The sequence below is a fragment of the Chryseobacterium sp. WG14 genome, from assembly GCF_024586945.1.
Taxonomy (GTDB): domain Bacteria; phylum Bacteroidota; class Bacteroidia; order Flavobacteriales; family Weeksellaceae; genus Chryseobacterium.
In genome coordinates, this window is record NZ_JALCZD010000005.1 from 313,573 (window position 1) to 331,709 (window position 18,137).

At 35.7% G+C, this 18,137-nt stretch carries 14 protein-coding genes; 10 read left to right on the forward strand and 4 right to left on the reverse strand.

The window, feature by feature from the left end:
- Positions 1–33: 33 nt before the first annotated feature.
- The 4 genes from MP478_RS11475 to MP478_RS11490 all read right to left on the reverse strand — a co-directional run bounded on the left by MP478_RS11475 (position 34) and on the right by MP478_RS11490 (position 4,676).
- Positions 34–1,464 (reverse strand): T9SS type A sorting domain-containing protein, encoded by a 1,431-nt coding sequence (locus tag MP478_RS11475; protein WP_257200523.1) that lies wholly within the window; start codon positions 1,462–1,464, stop codon positions 34–36.
- A 73-nt stretch (positions 1,465–1,537) separates the two neighbouring features.
- Complete coding sequence (locus MP478_RS11480) at positions 1,538–3,097, reverse strand: ribonuclease E/G (protein ID WP_230040907.1); 1,560 nt, start codon at positions 3,095–3,097, stop codon at positions 1,538–1,540.
- A 367-nt stretch (positions 3,098–3,464) separates the two neighbouring features.
- Entirely contained in the window at positions 3,465–3,755 is a 291-nt protein-coding gene (locus MP478_RS11485) for an HU family DNA-binding protein (protein WP_002984212.1), read from the reverse strand.
- 249 nt (positions 3,756–4,004) lie between these two features.
- Complete coding sequence (locus MP478_RS11490) at positions 4,005–4,676, reverse strand: response regulator transcription factor (RefSeq protein WP_230040905.1); 672 nt, start codon at positions 4,674–4,676, stop codon at positions 4,005–4,007.
- A gap of 203 nt (positions 4,677–4,879) precedes the next feature.
- Between MP478_RS11490 and tssO the strand changes: the two genes are divergently transcribed.
- From tssO to MP478_RS11540, 10 genes are all read left to right on the forward strand, one after another.
- Positions 4,880–5,392 carry a type VI secretion system TssO gene (tssO, locus tag MP478_RS11495; protein WP_230040903.1) on the forward strand — a complete coding sequence of 171 codons (513 nt, stop codon included), beginning with the start codon at positions 4,880–4,882 and terminating at the stop codon, positions 5,390–5,392.
- A gap of 12 nt (positions 5,393–5,404) precedes the next feature.
- A complete protein-coding gene (locus MP478_RS11500; protein WP_230040901.1) occupies positions 5,405–5,929 on the forward strand; it encodes a type VI secretion system transmembrane protein TssO in 525 nt (174 codons plus the stop codon).
- Positions 5,930–5,981: 52 nt separating this feature from the next.
- Positions 5,982–6,893, forward strand: coding sequence for a PKD domain-containing protein (locus tag MP478_RS11505; RefSeq protein ID WP_230040899.1), 912 nt, complete (start codon positions 5,982–5,984; stop codon positions 6,891–6,893).
- 48 nt (positions 6,894–6,941) lie between these two features.
- Positions 6,942–9,347, forward strand: a complete 2,406-nt coding sequence (tssR, locus tag MP478_RS11510) for a type VI secretion system protein TssR domain-containing protein (RefSeq protein ID WP_230040897.1) — start codon at positions 6,942–6,944, stop codon at positions 9,345–9,347.
- Positions 9,348–9,911: 564 nt separating this feature from the next.
- Positions 9,912–10,319, forward strand: a complete 408-nt coding sequence (tssD, locus tag MP478_RS11515) for a type VI secretion system tube protein TssD (RefSeq protein ID WP_047494621.1) — start codon at positions 9,912–9,914, stop codon at positions 10,317–10,319.
- A gap of 173 nt (positions 10,320–10,492) precedes the next feature.
- Positions 10,493–12,418 (forward strand): type VI secretion system Vgr family protein, encoded by a 1,926-nt coding sequence (locus tag MP478_RS11520; RefSeq protein ID WP_257200524.1) that lies wholly within the window; start codon positions 10,493–10,495, stop codon positions 12,416–12,418.
- Positions 12,419–12,420: 2 nt separating this feature from the next.
- Positions 12,421–13,878: a hypothetical protein gene (locus MP478_RS11525; protein ID WP_257200525.1), complete on the forward strand. Its 1,458-nt coding sequence runs from the start codon at positions 12,421–12,423 to the stop codon at positions 13,876–13,878.
- Between the two features lie 6 nt (positions 13,879–13,884).
- On the forward strand, positions 13,885–14,511 hold the full coding sequence (locus tag MP478_RS11530; RefSeq protein WP_257200526.1) for a hypothetical protein: 627 nt from the start codon (positions 13,885–13,887) through the stop codon (positions 14,509–14,511).
- A 213-nt stretch (positions 14,512–14,724) separates the two neighbouring features.
- On the forward strand, positions 14,725–15,396 hold the full coding sequence (locus MP478_RS11535) for a hypothetical protein (protein WP_230040882.1): 672 nt from the start codon (positions 14,725–14,727) through the stop codon (positions 15,394–15,396).
- A 231-nt stretch (positions 15,397–15,627) separates the two neighbouring features.
- A complete protein-coding gene (locus tag MP478_RS11540; RefSeq protein ID WP_230040880.1) occupies positions 15,628–18,126 on the forward strand; it encodes an ATP-dependent Clp protease ATP-binding subunit in 2,499 nt (832 codons plus the stop codon).
- Positions 18,127–18,137: the final 11 nt, after the last annotated feature.

Below are 18,137 nucleotides of genomic sequence, written 5' to 3' on the forward strand. Positions count from 1 at the left end.
AAACTTTAGAAAATATTGTAAAATAGGTATGTATTAATTCTTGATCAACTTCTTTGTGGTCGTCTTCTCATTCTCGAAGACAACTTTTACCATATAAACACCTTTTGGTACCTCGGAAATACTGGTGCCGTTGCTTTCTATATTTTTGATACGCTTCCCGTTTAAATTATATATTTCTATGGATTTCAACCTTTCTTTTGTATGGTAAATCAGATTCTGCTTAACAGGATTTTCAAATGAAAATAAAGGGAGAGCGGCTTCCGGCACTTTGGCAGCGGTTCCTAATGTTGAATTACTTAATAAAAATTTTAAAATATTGGTTCCTTTTCCTGCAATGATCGAATTGTTATTGATAATCATGTCACCAATTCCTTCTGAAGTGGGAGTAGTTTCGGAGTAATAATTAAAAACGGGATCTACCGTTCCTGAAGGCGTCAGCTTTGAAATGAAAAAAGTTTCTCCCATTGCTCCTGTCTGTCCCGCAATATAATAACTGTTGTTTTTTTCAATTACAGAAGATAAGCTAATGATTGCAAAGGGATAGGAATTAATACTGTCAAATGCAAAAGAGCTGTCATAGATTCCGTTGGCATTAATTCTGAAAATTTCGTTATTCATATTATAGCAGATAATATTATTATTGCTGTCTATGAGAGCATTTCCTACCATTCCCGGATAATTGTTAAAAGCCAGAGTTCCGTTACTTCCAAAACTTGTTAGAGGCTGTCCATCCGGACCGTATTTTTCCAAACCTCCATTAGGATATAGAGTACCTGCATTGGTGTGGCTGTGATCGCTAATCAGACTTACAATATTTGACTGACTGTCTAGAAATATGTAATTTCCCACTGTCTTGATCAAGCCGTTATTGCCAAATGTATGGTCAATACTTCCATTGTTGTTCAGCCTGCATATTGCTTTATAAAAATTGGATTGTCCGTCAGTTGATAATCCATAAATAATGATGTTGTTATTTTGCAGATATAAACCATATCCATACCCATTGAAGTCGGTAAAAACATTGGTAATTTTTGAAACTCCATTTATTCCAAAAGTAGCATCAACCTGACCGTTGGATAGCAGTCTTGTGATAACAGATCCCTCGGTATTGAAACCATAGATCAACAGTTTACCGTCTGCTTGTTGAGCTAATTGGCTGTCTATGCCTGCAAAATAATTACTGATTACGGTTTCTCCATTATTTCCGAAAGCAGAATCAAGGGTTCCATTAGGATTAAGTTTTGATACTACACATTCCGGGCTGCTTAAAACAGCATTGTCTCTGGCATAGGTGAAATAAATGTTTTCGTCGGTGTGTTGAAGTATTTTAGTGGGATAACTGGCGTTGGTGCCTGCTGCAATAGCATATTTTCCGTTTACAGCAAAGCTGTTGTCATATGAAATGATCTGGGAATACACACTCTGAATAATCAGAATGAGTACAAGAAATAAACTTTTTTTCACTGTGTAAATAAATTTGGCGTAAATGTAATAAAAAAACCTTCAGCATTGCTGAAGGTTTGAATTTTGTTCTGATTTAATTAGAATGTCCTATCAATTCTTCTTTTTTGGAATTGTAAATCCGGTATTCTAAATACTTAAATGAATCCCTTGGGATAATGGTTACCCATTTTTTGTACTTTATAAACCATTTCATCTGAATGCTTTTGATGCCTTTAGTAAGGTAAGCTTCTACAAATGGATGTACATGAAGGTAGAGTTTACCTTTTTCTTTTTGCATAATGGTTCTGATGGTATCACCCATTTTTTCCACAATAACAATAGGAGCGGTAATTTCTCCATCTTTATTAGGGTTTTCCTCTTTGGTGTCGATCTGTTTTTCCGGACGGTTTCTTTGTCTGGTAATCTGGATCAGTCCAAATTTACTTGGAGGTAAGATTTTGTGGCGTGCTTTGTCACGCTTCATCTCTTCTTTCAGATGCTCGTAAAGATCTCTTCTGTGGTCGGCATTAGGCATATCGATGAAGTCGATAACAATAATACCTCCCATATCTCGAAGACGCAGCTGTCTGGCAATCTCTGTGGCTGCCATTTTGTTCACTTTTAGAGCGTGCTCCTTATTGACAGCAGCTCCGGTAGTAATATTATTTCCGGAATTGACATCCACAACATGGAGTGCTTCTGTGTGTTCAATAACAAGATATGCTCCTTTTGAGCTTGGAATGTTGACGTGTTTACCGAAGCTTTGTTTAAGCTGTTTTTCAACATTGTAATATTCCAGAAGTGGAATATGAGAGTCATAAAACTGGACAATATTTTTTCTTTCAGGAGCAATTACTTCAACGTAATTGGTCATCTCTTGTACCATCTGCTCGTCATCACAGATAATACTGACGAAATCCTGATTAAAATTGTCTCTTAAAATAGCGGAAGCTTTATCTTCTTCGCTTAAAACTTTAGACGGAACTTTATTTTTCTGGATGTTCTTAAAAGTGCTTTCCCATTTTTGAATCAGCTGATTCATATCGTTATGCAGGTCAGCTACTTTTTTTCCTTCGGCTACCGTTCTGATAATAACTCCAAATCCTTCAGGTTTTATACTGTCAATAAGGGTTCTGAGTCTTTCTTTTTCCTCAAAACTTCTTATTTTTTTGGAAATGGAAACTTTATTATCGAAAGGAATCAGAACCAAAAATCTTCCTGTCAAAGAAACCTGGGTAGAAATCCTGGGGCCTTTTGTGGAAATAGGTTCTTTAGTAATCTGCAGAAGAACCAAGTCATCCTTTGCAATTACTTTGTCTACCGTTCCGTTCTTGTCTATTTCGGGTTGTATCTCGAAATTTTTTAAGCTTGAAGTGCTTTGTTTTTTAGAAATAGTATCTTTTAAAAACTTTCTGTATGTAAGATATTGTGGACCCAGATCCTGATAATGCAGAAAAGCATCTTTATCATATCCAATATTAACGAATGCTGCATTCAGGTTAGGTGCCAGTTTTTTTACTTTTCCTATAAACAGATCTCCAACTATAAAATCGCTTTTGTCCTCTTGCTCATGAAGTTCACATAGTCTTCCGTCTTCCAGCAGTGCAATCTTTGTAAGATCATCTTCATGCGAAACTATTAGTTCTTTCTTCATTTTGTTATAAGATAAAATTGTTAAGATTATAGGAAATTGGCTGGTGTCTCTGTTAATTCATAAATATAAATATAAGGATTTAGAATGAAAACCATTATATTTTTATTAAAATAATATTTGAAACCGGCTGTCTTCCGCGGAATCTTATAGTTGTAAATAAAAATATAGTCGGTGGGCCTTAAAACTTAAAACCACCAACTATATTATTATATTGTAAATCTCGAGAAGAAGAGATTATTTTTTCTTATGTCTGTTTGCTCTTCTTCTTTTCTTTCTCTTGTGTGTTGCAACCTTGTGTCTTTTTCTTTTCTTTCCGCTTGGCATAATTTTAATTTTTTAGTAACTAGTTAATATTCAGTTAATGTTCTTATTTTACTGCGACTTTAGTTTTTACTTTCTCCACAAAAGATTTTGATGGTTTGAAAGCAGGAATGTTATGAGCAGGAATCTCAATTGCAGTGTTTTTAGAAATATTTCTTCCTGTTTTAGCAGCTCTTGTTTTAATGATGAAAGATCCAAAACCTCTTAGATAAACGTTATCCCCATTATACATAGAAGTTCTGATCTCCTGCATAAAAGCTTCTACAACTTTCTGTGTTTCATTCTTTTCTGTTCCCAACTTATTTGAGATGGTGTTTACCAATTCTGCCTTTGTCATTTCCTTATTTTAATTTTAAATTTTAGGTGTGCAAATTTAGTTAAAAAAATTGAATACTAGCAAATTAGTGGCGAAATATTTTTGTTCTGATCGTTGAGTTTTTATTGTAAACACTATATTAAGGCAGACTTATGATGATTTAATAAATTAATAATATAGCGGTATGACAATGGTTAAAGTGAAAAAGAAGCATCCTTAGCCGGTGCAATAATAACTCCTCTTTAACACATTATAATTATTCAAACTTTTTTACATACTGGAATTATAATATCCGTTTTCTACACAAAAACGAATCAGGTGAAGTTTTGTTTTTAATCCCAGTTTTTCTGTAAGCCTGTTGATGTAAGTGTCAATAGTTCTTGTGCTTAAGTTAAGCTTTTCTGCAATTTCTTTATTGCTGTATCCTTCGTAGCAGAAGCGCATCAGCTGTATTTCTGCAGGAGAAAGTTCTTCCTGGCTTTTTTTCTGCCTGTCCATGTATTCCTGTACGGCAAGTGGCTGCTGTTCCCATTCTTTGGAATAAGTATGGTAGTCAAACTCATCTGAAGCAATAGTACCTTTAATGATATCCTTGATCGTATTGCTTTTTTTCTGACAGTAATAAGTATTGGGAATCTTTGCAAGAATTTCGGCCATATCTTCCTGAAAGGTTCCGGAATAAGTAACAATAGGAGTTTCTGCATTACTTTTTCTGATGTATTTTATGGCTTCAATTCCGCTTAATACCGGCATAAAGAGCTCTATAATGAACACGTCTTCCTGTCTTCTGTAGATTCTGTTTACCAGCTCATGGCCGTTATTACAGTCGTTCAGAAGCATATAGAAAGGGTTTTCCATAAGTGTTTTGATCATTATTTTTTTAAAATAAAAATCGCTGTCAGCAATGGAAAAACGCACGGTATTAGATAATATTTTACTCATTCTTAATATCGATTTGGCAAATGATATTTGAAATTCAGAGGCCTAATTTATGAAAAACTTATCAAAGAGAAAATTAATATTGGGTTAATCAGGGTTTTCACGAAATTAGCATGGGGAAAATACGTATTGTGCATAAAATTTTTTTTTTATATTTTCACAGGCCAAACAAATCGCAATTTATGTCTTCAAATCGGGAAAAAAAATTGAACAAATCTGACGTCAGAACGGGCATTTGGAAGTTTATTCTATCTTTTGCCGTTTTGTCTGTGGTTTCTTTTGCCTGTCTATTTCTCTTCTTTAAGAGTTATGATATGCAGAGAGAGGGAATCAGCAAGGAAGCTGATGCCTATAAGGAACTGATGCAAAGAAGTGATGTACTGAAAAATCATGTGGATATTATTTATGACCAAATGTCCCAACTTAATATAAATAAGGTGGAGAATGATGTTTTTCTCCGTACCAGTATTATGGATAATGTAAGGGATGCCAAAAATATCATGAGTAAGGATAGTGCCGGAAGCCTTAAGCATTATGCTGTTTTGATGAAACAGATAGGATCTATCATGAATTTAAAAAGTAAGATCATTGAAGTAGAGTATAAAAAGAAAATAGTCTTCAGAGATCTTGAAGAATGCATGGGTAAAACGGTAAGAGCCAACAGCGAACTGAGAAAAGACCCTACAAGAAATTTCACCGGAAGTAAAAGAAGAAAATAAAAAAGAAAAACAATGCAAGGACAAATTACATTATCTAAAAAGGAAAGGCATTATCAGTTTTTTTATTTAATACTGATGCTTGTGATGTCTATGCTTTTTCTGGGAATTATCTTTTTAAAGGGATTTGAATCTCCATTTTCAGATGAAGATGTAAGAGGCATCCAGAATCTCGAGCAGAAAGCAGAATTCGAACAGCACCAGAAGATTGTTCTGCCTATCATGGACAGTACCTATACGATGATCACCAAACTTACGGATGAAGCCCCGCAGCCCTTTGTGGAAAACAATATTCAGGTCGGTATTAACGATTTGAATAACTACTTTAGCAACTATGATATTTCCGATATCCGAAAAGATGCTTACCCTCAAATTGCCAGGTTTTATAAAATGTATTTTGAAGACAAAAAAGTAATTTCAACAACTACTGAAGATATCAAAAGATTCGAAAAACAGGTTGAAGACTGCAGAATTGGCTTTAAAGATAAACAGAATAAACTCTATGAGCGTGAAAGTGCACTGAAAGCACGAACCCAATAGTCTCAGAATAAAATATTAGGAACTTAAACAGAACACATCACAATTATTAACTATGAATTATTTTCAAAAGAACAAAAAGAACATTATCATTGGTGTTATCGCAACATTGCTCATAGCAGCACTCGTTGCACTATGGCTGCAGAAAAAGGTGATTCACTCTGCGGATGATATTGTTGGGGTGGTTTATCCGTCCTCATTGTCTGTGGGAGATACACTTCTATTTGAAGATAAAACCCAATTTGCAAAAACCAAAAGATGGAATTTTGGAGATGGTACAACCTCTGACAAAAATAGTGGTATTCACTTTTACAACAGACCGGGATATTATCAGGTCAGCTTAATCGTTGACAATAAGTACACGAAATCTTTCCCTGTAATGGTGGCAGCAAGAAGCCTTCAGAAGGCTAAAGATACCTCAAAAATCAAATCGACCATTGAAGCCCCTACCCAAGCAATGCAGAATGAAAACGTACAATTTCGTGCCATTTCTGAAGCTAAACAGTTTGCGTGGAAATTTGGAGAAACTGGAAATACAGATTCGAAAGATAAGCTGGCAATCTATTCTTATAAAAAACCGGGTGATTACCTGGTGACTTTATACACAGAAGAAAATCAGGAACCTATCTATCACAATATCAAAATTCTTCCTGCTTACAATGCTCTGGAAGAGGATGAAGTATCTGTAGGAGATGTATTTGATAAAATAGATAACGACTTTAAATATCATTTACAGCAGATTGCCAATGGAAACAGTTTTAATATGCACTACAACTACTTGCTGAAAACTTACCTGTGCAACAATGAGAACACCGTGGTAAAAGTAAATGACAGCAAAGTAAATAATTTCTATATGTACTGTGCAGGTCTTCAGTTTGACAAGAATACCGTGATTCAAACCGTAAAGGTGAATTTTGATGATACACAAAGCTGTGTAACTAAAGTAGATATTAACCAAAGCAAATAATACCTTCCGGCCCTGCCGGATGCGCCAATCATAAAAAGATAAAATAGGATGAGAAATACATTTCCTCTAGCAGCATATTATATAGGACTTTCAGTATTGTTGACGAGTTGCCAGGTAAAGCTTCCGTCAAAGAAAACTCCCGAACCATCTCAGTATGGAAAGGTAGATAATTCAACTGTTGTCAATGGATATCCCAAGAAATCCGTTCCATGGATTGTGATTTCAGACCGGTCAAGAAATACAGCTTATTTAGATAAAAATGACGAAAAATCATATAAAGAAGTTAAATTTTTAGAACCTTTAATGGTTTTAAAACATAGAGACGGAATGGTAAAGGTGGCCGAATATGTTCCGGATGCTTTAATGAAGAAAGTTTCATCAAAGTCTATTAAGACATATGGCTGGATTCCTGAGTCTGACCTTTTGTTATGGAACAATTCTTTAAAAAGTGAAAGAACAGGATATCCTGTAAGAGCAGCTGTAGTACCTAATAACAGCGAGGTGATCAGAAGTGCCGAAAGATACTATAAGAATGACTCTATCATTGTATTTAACTCACCAAGTCTTATTGAAACTGCCAATGTGAAAATTCCTAACGGACAGATGGTGTATGTCTATAAGCAGGCTGAGAATAATAAGAGGTTTCTGGTAGGTAAAAAGCCTTCTCTTGACATAGACAGTATCAGTACAGGTCTTTACGGATGGGTGAGCTCCAATGTGATTTCTACATGGGGAGAACGTTCTGCTATAAAGCTGAAAAACACCACAGGAATTAATGATTCCGAATTAGGGATACATGAAGGTTATCCGGGTGGATCAGCCTCAGATGCCACTAATAAAACAGCTATTCTTATTTCAGATATCAACAAAAGATCACCTTTGGAAAATATTTATCCGGTGAATCTGCCGTTGGATGAAGCTCCTACTCCTGATATCAAAACAAAATATTTTACCAATATTTTAGATTACAGTAAAAACTATGTTTACAATGTTTTAGGTGAACCTATTTATTTTGACCGTTACAGGGAAATTACAGAAAGGGATAAAAATATCAATATTGTTTTTGCACTGGATGTAAGTGCGCCTAATGCACCATACGCACCTATTGTAAAATCATTATTACAGGATTTACAGCTTAGATTTGAAAAACCATCTTATTTCAGTAACGTTAAGTATGGAGTGGTTTTGTATAAAAATAACCCTTGCGGAAGCAATACTTCAGTTTCGAACTTAAGTGCAGACTACAGTAAAATCACAACATTCATTACTGAAAAAACAAATGAAATGAACTGTAGCAGTAATAGTGGTTATCAACCGGTAGGAGAGGCACTTTCTGCGGCAGGAAATCTTCTTTCAAACGTTCCGGATGAAACGAATATTGTAGTAACTGTAGGAACTTCTGCCAACCAAAGCGGAAATATGTACAGTGTGATCAGTTCTCTTACCCAGGCTCAGGCAAGGCTAATTATGTTCCAGACAAGCGCAAGATCATCAGATACTTATAACGACTTCGTATTGATGGCCGAAAATATAGTAACCAATACGGCGAAAAATATTGCGGAGCTTAAAAAACAAAAGATCATCAATCAATATGATGTTCTTACCAAGAATAATTTCAGCCTTGTAGAAGGGGATGAAGGGTTCTTCTCATTGGCCTATCCTAAGCAGAGTATGTCTCAGGGCTATGTTATTTTTCCTAAAAAAGGGGATATTGCAACTCCGGGATACCTGAAAAAATCTGTGGATAGCCTTATAGCACAGGTTACTGCCGATAATGAGGCTATTGATCAGTCGCTTAATGAGTATTTCCATTCTTCCGTAGGAGCAGGAAAGACGGATGTTGACTTAAAATATAAATATCTGTATCCGGGACTTACCAATCCTGTATCTGCAGGAATTGCAGCTCAGCTGATTAACTATGGAAGCCCATTCCTGGTAAAAGGATATATCCCGAAAGATTTAAAAGAATTCACACCGGTAATAGAAAAAGGAATCCTTATTTCTGAATCGGAATATGATAATCTTAAAGCTTTCTATACTGAAGTATACAGGAATACAGAAGCTGACAAGCCTGGATTTAACCAGTCAAAAGCGGTTAAAGAATATGTAAAACTTCTGAAGAAATACAATCCAACAATAAAATTCCTTGATAAAGGAGCTCTTTACGAACAGCCGATGTCTTATGCAATAGGAATGAGTACCGGATTTGATCTTACAGAAGAAGAACTGATGGCTAAATATAAGCTTAAAGGCTGGAGAAAATCTAAAATTGTTCCTAGTGAGACCGTGAAGAATTATTTCCATCATTATAAAGACCTTGCAGATAGAATGCTTGCCAACAGAAATAACCCGGCAGTGAAAATTCAGCAGAACGGACAGACGTTCTATTGGCTTAACGAGTATTTTACCCCAACAAGAATTCCAACAGAGCAGCCGGAATACACTAAACATTAATTGTTTATTTTTATAATATCAAAAGCAGAAGAGACCTACTTCTGCTTTTTTTGTGTCTGTTTGGGGAGGAAGGGAGTTAAGAGTTAAGAGTTGAGAGTTGAGAGTTGAGAGTTGAGAGTTGGGAGTTGAGAGTTGAGAGTTGAGAGGCAGGATATGGTATATACCTAAGATTGAATATTAGTTTTTTGCTTGACCTACTAGGATGTATGGATACATCAAGTAACATTTAAATATTGATTCATAATTCTTAATCAAAAAACAAATTTAGAGGCTCATTTTAGTGCTGTAAATTTAATTTTTATGCCTTGAAAAGAGTTCTATTTCTCTTTTAAGTGGAAAATTACTTTTTTAACTTAAAAAATGAAATTACTTAAATCCCTTTACTGGAGAGAGTTACCTGGATGTTTATAAATCTAATGTCGTAGAATTACTACACAAAATCGTAGAACTACTACAATTTTTCAGATTTACATTCAAAAGTTTTTTTTAGAGAAAAAGACCCTCTATATTTGCTGAACAATCACCGAATCACAAAATATTATTAACGATTAAAATTTACAAATCATGGCAGAAAGAAATTCGAGAGGAATCTTAAAATTCAATGGAGGAGAAGGACAAAAGCTATTAAAAATGAAATATAGCGTATCCAGATCTACCGATGTATCCGGACGTGTAGCATCAGATCCTTCTAACGCATTAATCAAAGTAACAGTAGAAGCAACAGAGAAGTCTGATATTCTTGAAAGTTTACTGAATGGTAAGTATAAGCCTACTGTAGGTGAAATTACATTCAACAAATCTCACGAAGAAGGAACATTAATTACTTTGAACTGGCAAAACGGATATGTCATCCAACACCAGGTAGAATTTGATGCTATTGACAGCAACAGTATGTTGATCAGCTTCGTAGTAAGCGCTGAAACAATCGACTACGGTACTTCTCAATATGCAGGACTTTGGCCAAGCAGCTAAAATTGACACATTATCACACATTCATACGAAAAAAGACTGTCCTTATCAAAGACGGTCTTTTTTTCTAAGATAAAGGTTTACGGAAATTCATTTTTATCACTTCGATAGGAAATACTAAATGATTATTTCGTGAAATATTACTATCTTTAAACAAACACAAACACAAAATACATATGAAAACTGACTTAAACGGATCTTCCTTCCGTCCGTCACAAAATGCAGATGCCATATCCGAAAACCATCATGCAGGGATCAACCGGTTAGTGAAATTATCACTGGTTGTGGAAGGTAAAATGATAAGATACTATAAACATTTCACTCTTAAGCAACGGGCAGATCGTCACCATGAATTTACTCTTATCCTTGCCCACGATGCTTTGGAAGAACAGCAGAATCATACCCTTGAAGAAGCTAATAAATTTTTAGGAAAACGCCTTACAGCAGTTATCTCCTATAAAGACATTGAGAAAAGCCCCGAAAGAAACTTTGTGGGGATTATTACAAAAGTAGGTTTCAGCCAGGATAAAATGAGCCTCGGAAATATTGTATTGTCAGGGTATAGTCCTACCACATTATTGGATGGAGCTCCCCATATTCAGAGCTTTGGCGGAGGCCAGCCCGTTAATATGGGAATTATTGCTGCAGATGTTATCAAACAGGGGATTGACAAAGAACGTTTTGATATAAGAATTGATACCAACGATTACTCCCAGATTATCTACAGCAGTCAATACGATGAAACCCATTACAACTACCTTGCAAGAATGGCAGAAGCTTATGGCGAGCAGTTTTACTATGACGGCGAAGTTTTGCACTTTGGAAAACTCCCGCCACAGAATAAACCGATAAAACTGATCTACGGAAGTAATGCAGATAACATCAAAGTAGAATTAAAAGCGGTACATACCAAGCCTCAATACTATGGCTACAACAGCAGTAAAAATGAAAAGCTGACTTCCGGTGATACACCTGTTACCCATGTGGGAGATCTTGCCAAGACAGCATACAGCCATAACGAAAAAATTTATAAAACTCCGGCACTTCAGGTAGCCCCTATAAAGGCATCTACCCATTTGGATGTAGAACATTCCCAAAAAAGTACTTCCGGAAGTGAAGCCGTAAGTGTATTTTCAGTTTCAGGATCTACAACAGTCCCTTTTCTGCACCCCGGATGTGTGGCAGATATCCATATGAGAAGACCGGATAGCAATGAAACCTCCTATTTTACTAAAGTGATGGTGACAGAAGCTGTACATGAAATTGATACCATTGGACATTATACCGGCAGTTTTGAATCTATAGCTGCCGATACAGGTTTCCTGCCGAAACCGGAATTTAAAGTACCTGCCGCACAACCTCAGATTGCCACAGTCATTTCCAATGCCGACCCTGAAGGACAGGGAAGGGTTCAGGTAAGATTCGACTGGCAGATGAATGATACTACCCATTTTATAAGAATGATGAGTCCTGATGCGGGAGGAACTGATCAAATTACTCAAAACCGGGGCTATGTAGCCATTCCTGAAGTAGGAGACCAGGTGATGGTTAATTTTGTTCACAGCCACCCCGATAGACCATTCGTTATGGGCGGAATGTTCCATGGGGGAATAGGCCTTGGAGGCGGAGCAGATAACCGTGTAAAATCGATCCAAACCAGAAGCGGCCACAAGGTAGTTTTCACAGAAGATGAAAGCATCATTATCACGGATAAGAGCGGAAATGAGATTCATCTGGATACTACAGGAAGCAATATTAATATTACCGCACCGGAGACCATGACCCTGAATTGTAAGAACATGAATATCAATGTGAGTGAAAGCATGAATACAACGGTGGGGATGAATAAATCGGACAGTATTGGCCTGAATAATACAAAAAGTGTGGGAGCAATGAAGCTGACTTCCGTAATGGGTGATGCAAGTACATTTATTACGGGAAAACTGACTGAAATTATTGAAGGAGATGTGCACAGTGAAACAAAGAAAGGACGGAATGAGATTTCTGAAAAAGAAATGAACATAAGTTCTAATGCTTCGATTAATAAACATGCACAGAAGGAAGTACAAAATAATAGTGGGGAGAAATCTAAAGCACATTAATCATGAGCCGAACAAGAATTGTAAAAGGTACTTATAATAAAATCTCTCATGAAGACCACAATATGTATTCTCAGGAGAATATTATTTCGCGTGCCTATAAATGGTTTACAGAAAAGGGTGATAAAAAAGGAGTGAGTCATGGTACACCAAATGATCCTCCTCCATCAGAGATAAAAGCAAAATGTGTTGTACATTTTCGTAGTAAAAATGGATGGAAAGGTGAAGAATATGGTTTTGACTGGATGAGATTAGGTGAAACATCCAATTTTGGTGATGTTAATTATGAAGATATTGTAGCGAAGCAATATACAGATGCCACTTATGCCACATTAGAAAGAGATATTAATGAATATGATGGAAGTTTTAAAAAGGCTCCTACTTTATATTCTAAGCTAAAGCAGGTATATGGTGTATACAGTATTCCGTGGAAGAAAAAAGCGGATGGTACGCTTGAAAATTATTACTGCTCCTGGCTATCACTTTATCCTTCACAAATTAAAGATACTAAAACGAACCAGCTTACCGCTTCCAATTTTAAAAATACCAAAGCTATTTTAAGCCTGAATATTGAAGTTGATGAGGAACCGGATACTTTAAGATTTAAAGAAAATAAACTTTTTAAAATTTCTCCCATGGAGATTACACCTAAAACAAAAGGTAAACATGATCTTAAAGATTTTGTAACTATAGAATGTCTGGAAGAATTTTCAGATGATCAGATTATAGAAGTGATTGCCGTTAAGAAAGACAGTGCTGGTCTTGAAGTTTCTGAAGTAGCGGGCAGATTAAATGTTTGGGCTAATCATGCTGCAAAAAGGAAAAAATCAAAAATACTTATTATTAATTTAGAAACCGATATAAATGGTAAAAAGGCAGGGAATTCTACTGGTCAAAAGGAATTATTTGAAAGTTACTTGAGACAAGCACTTATAGAAGCAGATGTAGAAACCGAAACTGTAGATATGTCTGGTGATGCTCATTTTCAAATTGGAGGTAGATATGTGATTGGAGGGAAAATAGCAGCTTATTATGAGCCTGCTGGCAATGCTCCTTCCGGATTTGTTGCATTACAAAACTATGTTTACAATAAAGTGAAAGAAAACTTAAAAAGTAATAATATTCCTGAAACAAAATATAACAAATACTATGTCGCTATTTATTTAGGTGAAAATGGAGGTTTTGTTGATGCATCAGGAAATGTTAGGGGGCTTAATGGGTATAGTTCTGGGAATTTTGTGGTATTATTTCCTACAAAAAATAATCAAACAGCAGCTCACGAATTTCTACATAGTTTTGCATTGCCACATAGTTTTACCAATTCAGAGGCTGATGCAAAGGCACAATTTACTTATGAATATGCCAAAACAGAAAATATTATGGACTATTCACATCACATTCCGGAAACACGTTATAATCTTTGGAAGTGGCAGTGGATAATCGCTAATGACAATGCAAAATAAAATTCTATGAAAAAAATAATGTTTTTTTTAAATTTACTAATAATCCTTTCTTGCAAATCACAAAATACAAAAAATATGTTGCCTATTGTTGATAATAAATTTGAAACATTTGATAATATCAGATATAATGAACTCCATCAGAACAAATCAAGTTCTGTTTATGAAAAACTAAATGATGGGACAATTATAGAAAGGATTAAAATAAACTCAGGATCTGCCTATTATGAATCACCTCCAAAATCATATTTTATGATTTTTAAAGATTTTTATCCTTCTGATAATATAAGAAAAAAAGGGCTGAAGTTTAATGTGTGGGGAGGTTTTCAAAAAGGTACTTGGTATGAATTTGATGAAAAAGGAAATTTAATAAAGGAAATAGATTATGACAAACCTTACAAATTTTCATTTGAAGATATCTTAAGATTCTGTGAAAAAGAAGGGATTCCTTTAACCAAAGGTCCTGTATTACAAAGTACAGGTTTTCATACCATCATTACCCGAAGAATAGAAAATGAAAAACCTATTTGGGAGATAGAATGGCTTAAAAAGCCAAGTTTAGTTGAAAATATTATTTTAGATGGTATTTCCGGCAAAGAAATTTCGAGAAAAGAATCGAAGTTTATTAACAATTAATCTTATCTCAACAAAGAATTTTTAATTAAGATAAACGTAGGAGAAGAATCCATATCGACGATTCCAGTGATGAAAAGGAAAATCTCCATACCATTTGATATGAAGAGCGGAATCAAAGGGTTACATAGCCAATATTTATTCTATAGCTCTTTGTTTATTTTACACTATATTGCCAAAAACAAAACCATAAAACCAATTAAACAAAATCTGCCAATGAGTACCATTACTACCCATTTAAAATACTTTTCAAAACTATCTGCAGCATTTATTTTCAGTGTCCTGCAGATTTACGCAATAGGAGTTTTTTCCACCATCATTACCCTTGTACTGGGAATTTATATTTTAGCAGACAGTTTAGGTTCGTCATTAGGACACAGTGGTGCACTCGCATTTTTAGTGGCTACTGTTACGGCAAAACCAGTTTCTGCGGGTATTTTCTATCTGCTGATCATCATAGCCCCTTTCTTTACTGTTATGTTTGCCACAAAATATGCGATGTCTGTGGTGATCAGTAAACTGTTGCAGGATCATTCCAAAACGATTGTAGTTCCTTTTATTGAAAAGGTGATTGGGATATGTAAGGCAAAGCAGCCTACTGTTATCCGAACCGGTTCAGATTTTGCCATTGCAAAAGTCAAACTGTTGAATGAGTTTAAAAACAGCTCAGAAAATAAAATAGTAAAACGCGCTGTAAGCTATGCTTTAGGCAAAATAAAATTCGATGAACTGAACTTATCTGCGGATAATGCAGATTTTTCAGATATCATTAAAGTGGCACTTATTGAAAAACTTCAGGAACTGGCAGAGCCTTCTGCTATGTTGTTCTATATCTTTATTGGCCTGCAATGGGTAAGTTTAATTTTACTTTATTTTCTAAAAATATAAAATGTTGTATTCTACATAGAAAAAAGGCAATCATTTGACAACGCAGACCTGTCCTGAAAATTAAAAAATAGCATGGTTACTTCTCTAATTGAAGAATTAACTATCTTTATCTCGTTTTAGAATAAAATATTTAATTTTAGGCAGATAAAAAATAATGGCTTCTGATTCTCCGCCATGAGATCATAAGTCTTACAAAACAGAGCGCAAATATTAATATAAGAAAAATTATAAATGGGAGTACTAGTAACCAACGAAACAGTAAAACAGCTATTTCATATTGCTCAGTCTATAGCGAAGGAAAATTATAATGCTACTTATGGTGGACCTCATATTCTTCAGGCTTTAATGCACAAAGATATCGGACTTAATGAATTTTTGAAAAGCATCGATAAAGATCCGGGATATTTCTACGAATGGGCAGATGTCCGTATTGAAGAATATCCTAAAACAGCCCACCTTCCTGATGAAGTGGCTCAGGATGATGCCATTGATACCCTTGTGGAAGAAGCAGACGATATCCGTTTAAAATTAGGTTTGGATGAGATCACACCGATCTGTATCCTTACTGCTATTGTAAAACCACAGGTTGTATTTACTCTTCAGCAGTTGAAATCACTTCCATTGAGAGAACATGAGATCTTTAACCTGTATAGAAAAGATACTCCTTTTACCGTATCTGAAAATGGAGATTTTGCGTCTTTATTTTCAAATGGTTCAGATTTTTCAGACTCTTCCTTTCCATCTATTAAAAGCTATTGTGTAGACAGAACAGCACAGGCCAGAAACGGAGATCTGGAAAATATAATAGGACGAGACAAAGAACTTAGAATGCTGGTAGAGATTCTTTGCCGCAGAAGTAAGCCGAATGTCATTATTATTGGTGAACCGGGAGTTGGAAAAACAGCTTTAGTAGAAGGTTTTGCTATTGAAATTACCAAAGGGAATGTTCCTGAAATGCTTAAAAACGGAACTCTTTTAGAACTGGACACAGGAGCTTTACTGGCCGGAACTTCTTATAAAGGTGAAATAGAAGACCGCCTGAAAAAAATAATCAATGAATGTAAGAAAATTGAAAAAGCAATCCTTTTCATTGATGAAATTCATACCCTTTTAGATCCGAAAGGCAGCATAGGAAATGTTGCCAATCTTCTGAAACCGGAATTGGCAAGAGGTGAAATTACGGTCATTGGAGCTACTACCCAGGAAGAATATAGAAAAATTATAGAACCGGAACAGGCTTTCAACCGTCGTTTTGAAGTGCTGACGGTTAATGAACCGGATGAGCAGACTTGCGTGAAAATGATCGATGTACTGCTTGATGGCTATAAAAAGCACCATGGTATTGAAGTGGAAAAAACTGCCATTCCGGAATGTGTACGTCTGGCTAAAAGATATGCAAAAGGTAAAAAATTACCCGATGCAGCCATCGATTTATTAGACAGAACCATGGCTGCTATTAAAATGCTTGACGAACTTTCAGAAAAAGAACTGGAAAGCTGGAAAGCAAGCTATGAAGAGATTTTAAAAGAAGAATATACAGACAATAAAGACCAGGCTGATGAATTGATCTGGACTTATAATCTGTTGCGTGATAAAATAAGCCCTATTTTATGGGGATCACTGAGCGAACAACCTGCTATTGACAATTCAATGCCGGTAGAGCAGATTCATAAAATTATTGATGATACTTACGAAGAGCTTCTGCAGCATGCAGCGAAGAAAAGAGAAAAAGTAGGAAGATTAGAGCTGGCTGCTGTGATGGCTGCTAAAACCAATATCCCAATCGGTAAAATTCAGGCTCAGGAAAAAGAAAAACTCCTGAACATGGAATCCCTTCTGTTAAATAGAGTAGTAGGGCAGGATCATGCATTGAAAATCCTTTCCGATGCTATTGTTGAAAACCGAAGCGGATTGAATAAACCGGGACAGCCCATTGGTTCGTTCTTCCTTTTAGGACCTACAGGAACCGGTAAAACTGAGCTTGCAAAATCAATGGCAGAATTGCTTTTCAACGATGAAAAAGCAATGGTACGCTTTGATATGTCAGAGTTTAAAGAAGAACATTCTGCCGCGTTACTATACGGTGCGCCTCCCGGATATGTAGGATATGAAGAAGGAGGTATGCTGGTTAACAAAATAAGACAGCAGCCATATACTGTTGTTTTATTTGATGAGATTGAAAAAGCTCACCATTCTGTTTTTGATGTATTCCTTCAGATCATGGACGAAGGAAAGGTTCATGATAAACTTGGAAAAGAAGGAGATTTCAGTAATGCATTAATCCTCTTTACATCCAATATCGGAAGTGAAGAAATTGTAAAACAGTTTGAAGAAGGAAAAATTCCGGAGTCATCTTCACTGATGCAGATCATGTCAGGTTCAGGAAGATTCAGACCCGAGTTTTTGGCAAGAATTACAGAAATTATTCCTTTTGCACCGATCACAGAGTCTATTGCAGAAAGAATTTTCAATATCCAGCTGAAATCACTTCATACTTCATTGACGAGATTAGGAATAGCCTTAAAAATTAGTGATGAGGCTGTGAAAAACCTTGCATTGGGAGGGTTCAGCAGTAAATACGGAGCAAGACAGATCTCCGGAGTGATCCGTGCCCAATTGGCAAGGCCTATCTCCAAAATGATTGTAAGAGAAGAAGTGAAATCCGGCCAGACCATCCATGTGGATTGGAATACAGAAGAAGACAAACTGAGCTGGAAAGTAGACTCATAATAAAGTAAAAA

Excerpts from the sequence above, each read along its gene's own strand:
- MP478_RS11480 (WP_230040907.1), bottom strand. The coding sequence starts at position 3,097 with ATGAAGAAAGAACTAATAGTTTCGCATGAAGATGATCTTACAAAGATT.
- MP478_RS11485 (WP_002984212.1), bottom strand. The coding sequence starts at position 3,755 with ATGACAAAGGCAGAATTGGTAAACACCATCTCAAATAAGTTGGGAACA.
- MP478_RS11490 (WP_230040905.1), bottom strand. The coding sequence starts at position 4,676 with ATGAGTAAAATATTATCTAATACCGTGCGTTTTTCCATTGCTGACAGC.
- MP478_RS11500 (WP_230040901.1), top strand. The coding sequence starts at position 5,405 with ATGCAAGGACAAATTACATTATCTAAAAAGGAAAGGCATTATCAGTTT.
- MP478_RS11505 (WP_230040899.1), top strand. The coding sequence starts at position 5,982 with ATGAATTATTTTCAAAAGAACAAAAAGAACATTATCATTGGTGTTATC.
- tssR (WP_230040897.1), top strand. The coding sequence starts at position 6,942 with ATGAGAAATACATTTCCTCTAGCAGCATATTATATAGGACTTTCAGTA.
- tssD (WP_047494621.1), top strand. The coding sequence starts at position 9,912 with ATGGCAGAAAGAAATTCGAGAGGAATCTTAAAATTCAATGGAGGAGAA.
- MP478_RS11520 (WP_257200524.1), top strand. The coding sequence starts at position 10,493 with ATGAAAACTGACTTAAACGGATCTTCCTTCCGTCCGTCACAAAATGCA.
- MP478_RS11525 (WP_257200525.1), top strand. The coding sequence starts at position 12,421 with ATGAGCCGAACAAGAATTGTAAAAGGTACTTATAATAAAATCTCTCAT.
- MP478_RS11530 (WP_257200526.1), top strand. The coding sequence starts at position 13,885 with ATGAAAAAAATAATGTTTTTTTTAAATTTACTAATAATCCTTTCTTGC.
- MP478_RS11535 (WP_230040882.1), top strand. The coding sequence starts at position 14,725 with ATGAGTACCATTACTACCCATTTAAAATACTTTTCAAAACTATCTGCA.
- MP478_RS11540 (WP_230040880.1), top strand. The coding sequence starts at position 15,628 with ATGGGAGTACTAGTAACCAACGAAACAGTAAAACAGCTATTTCATATT.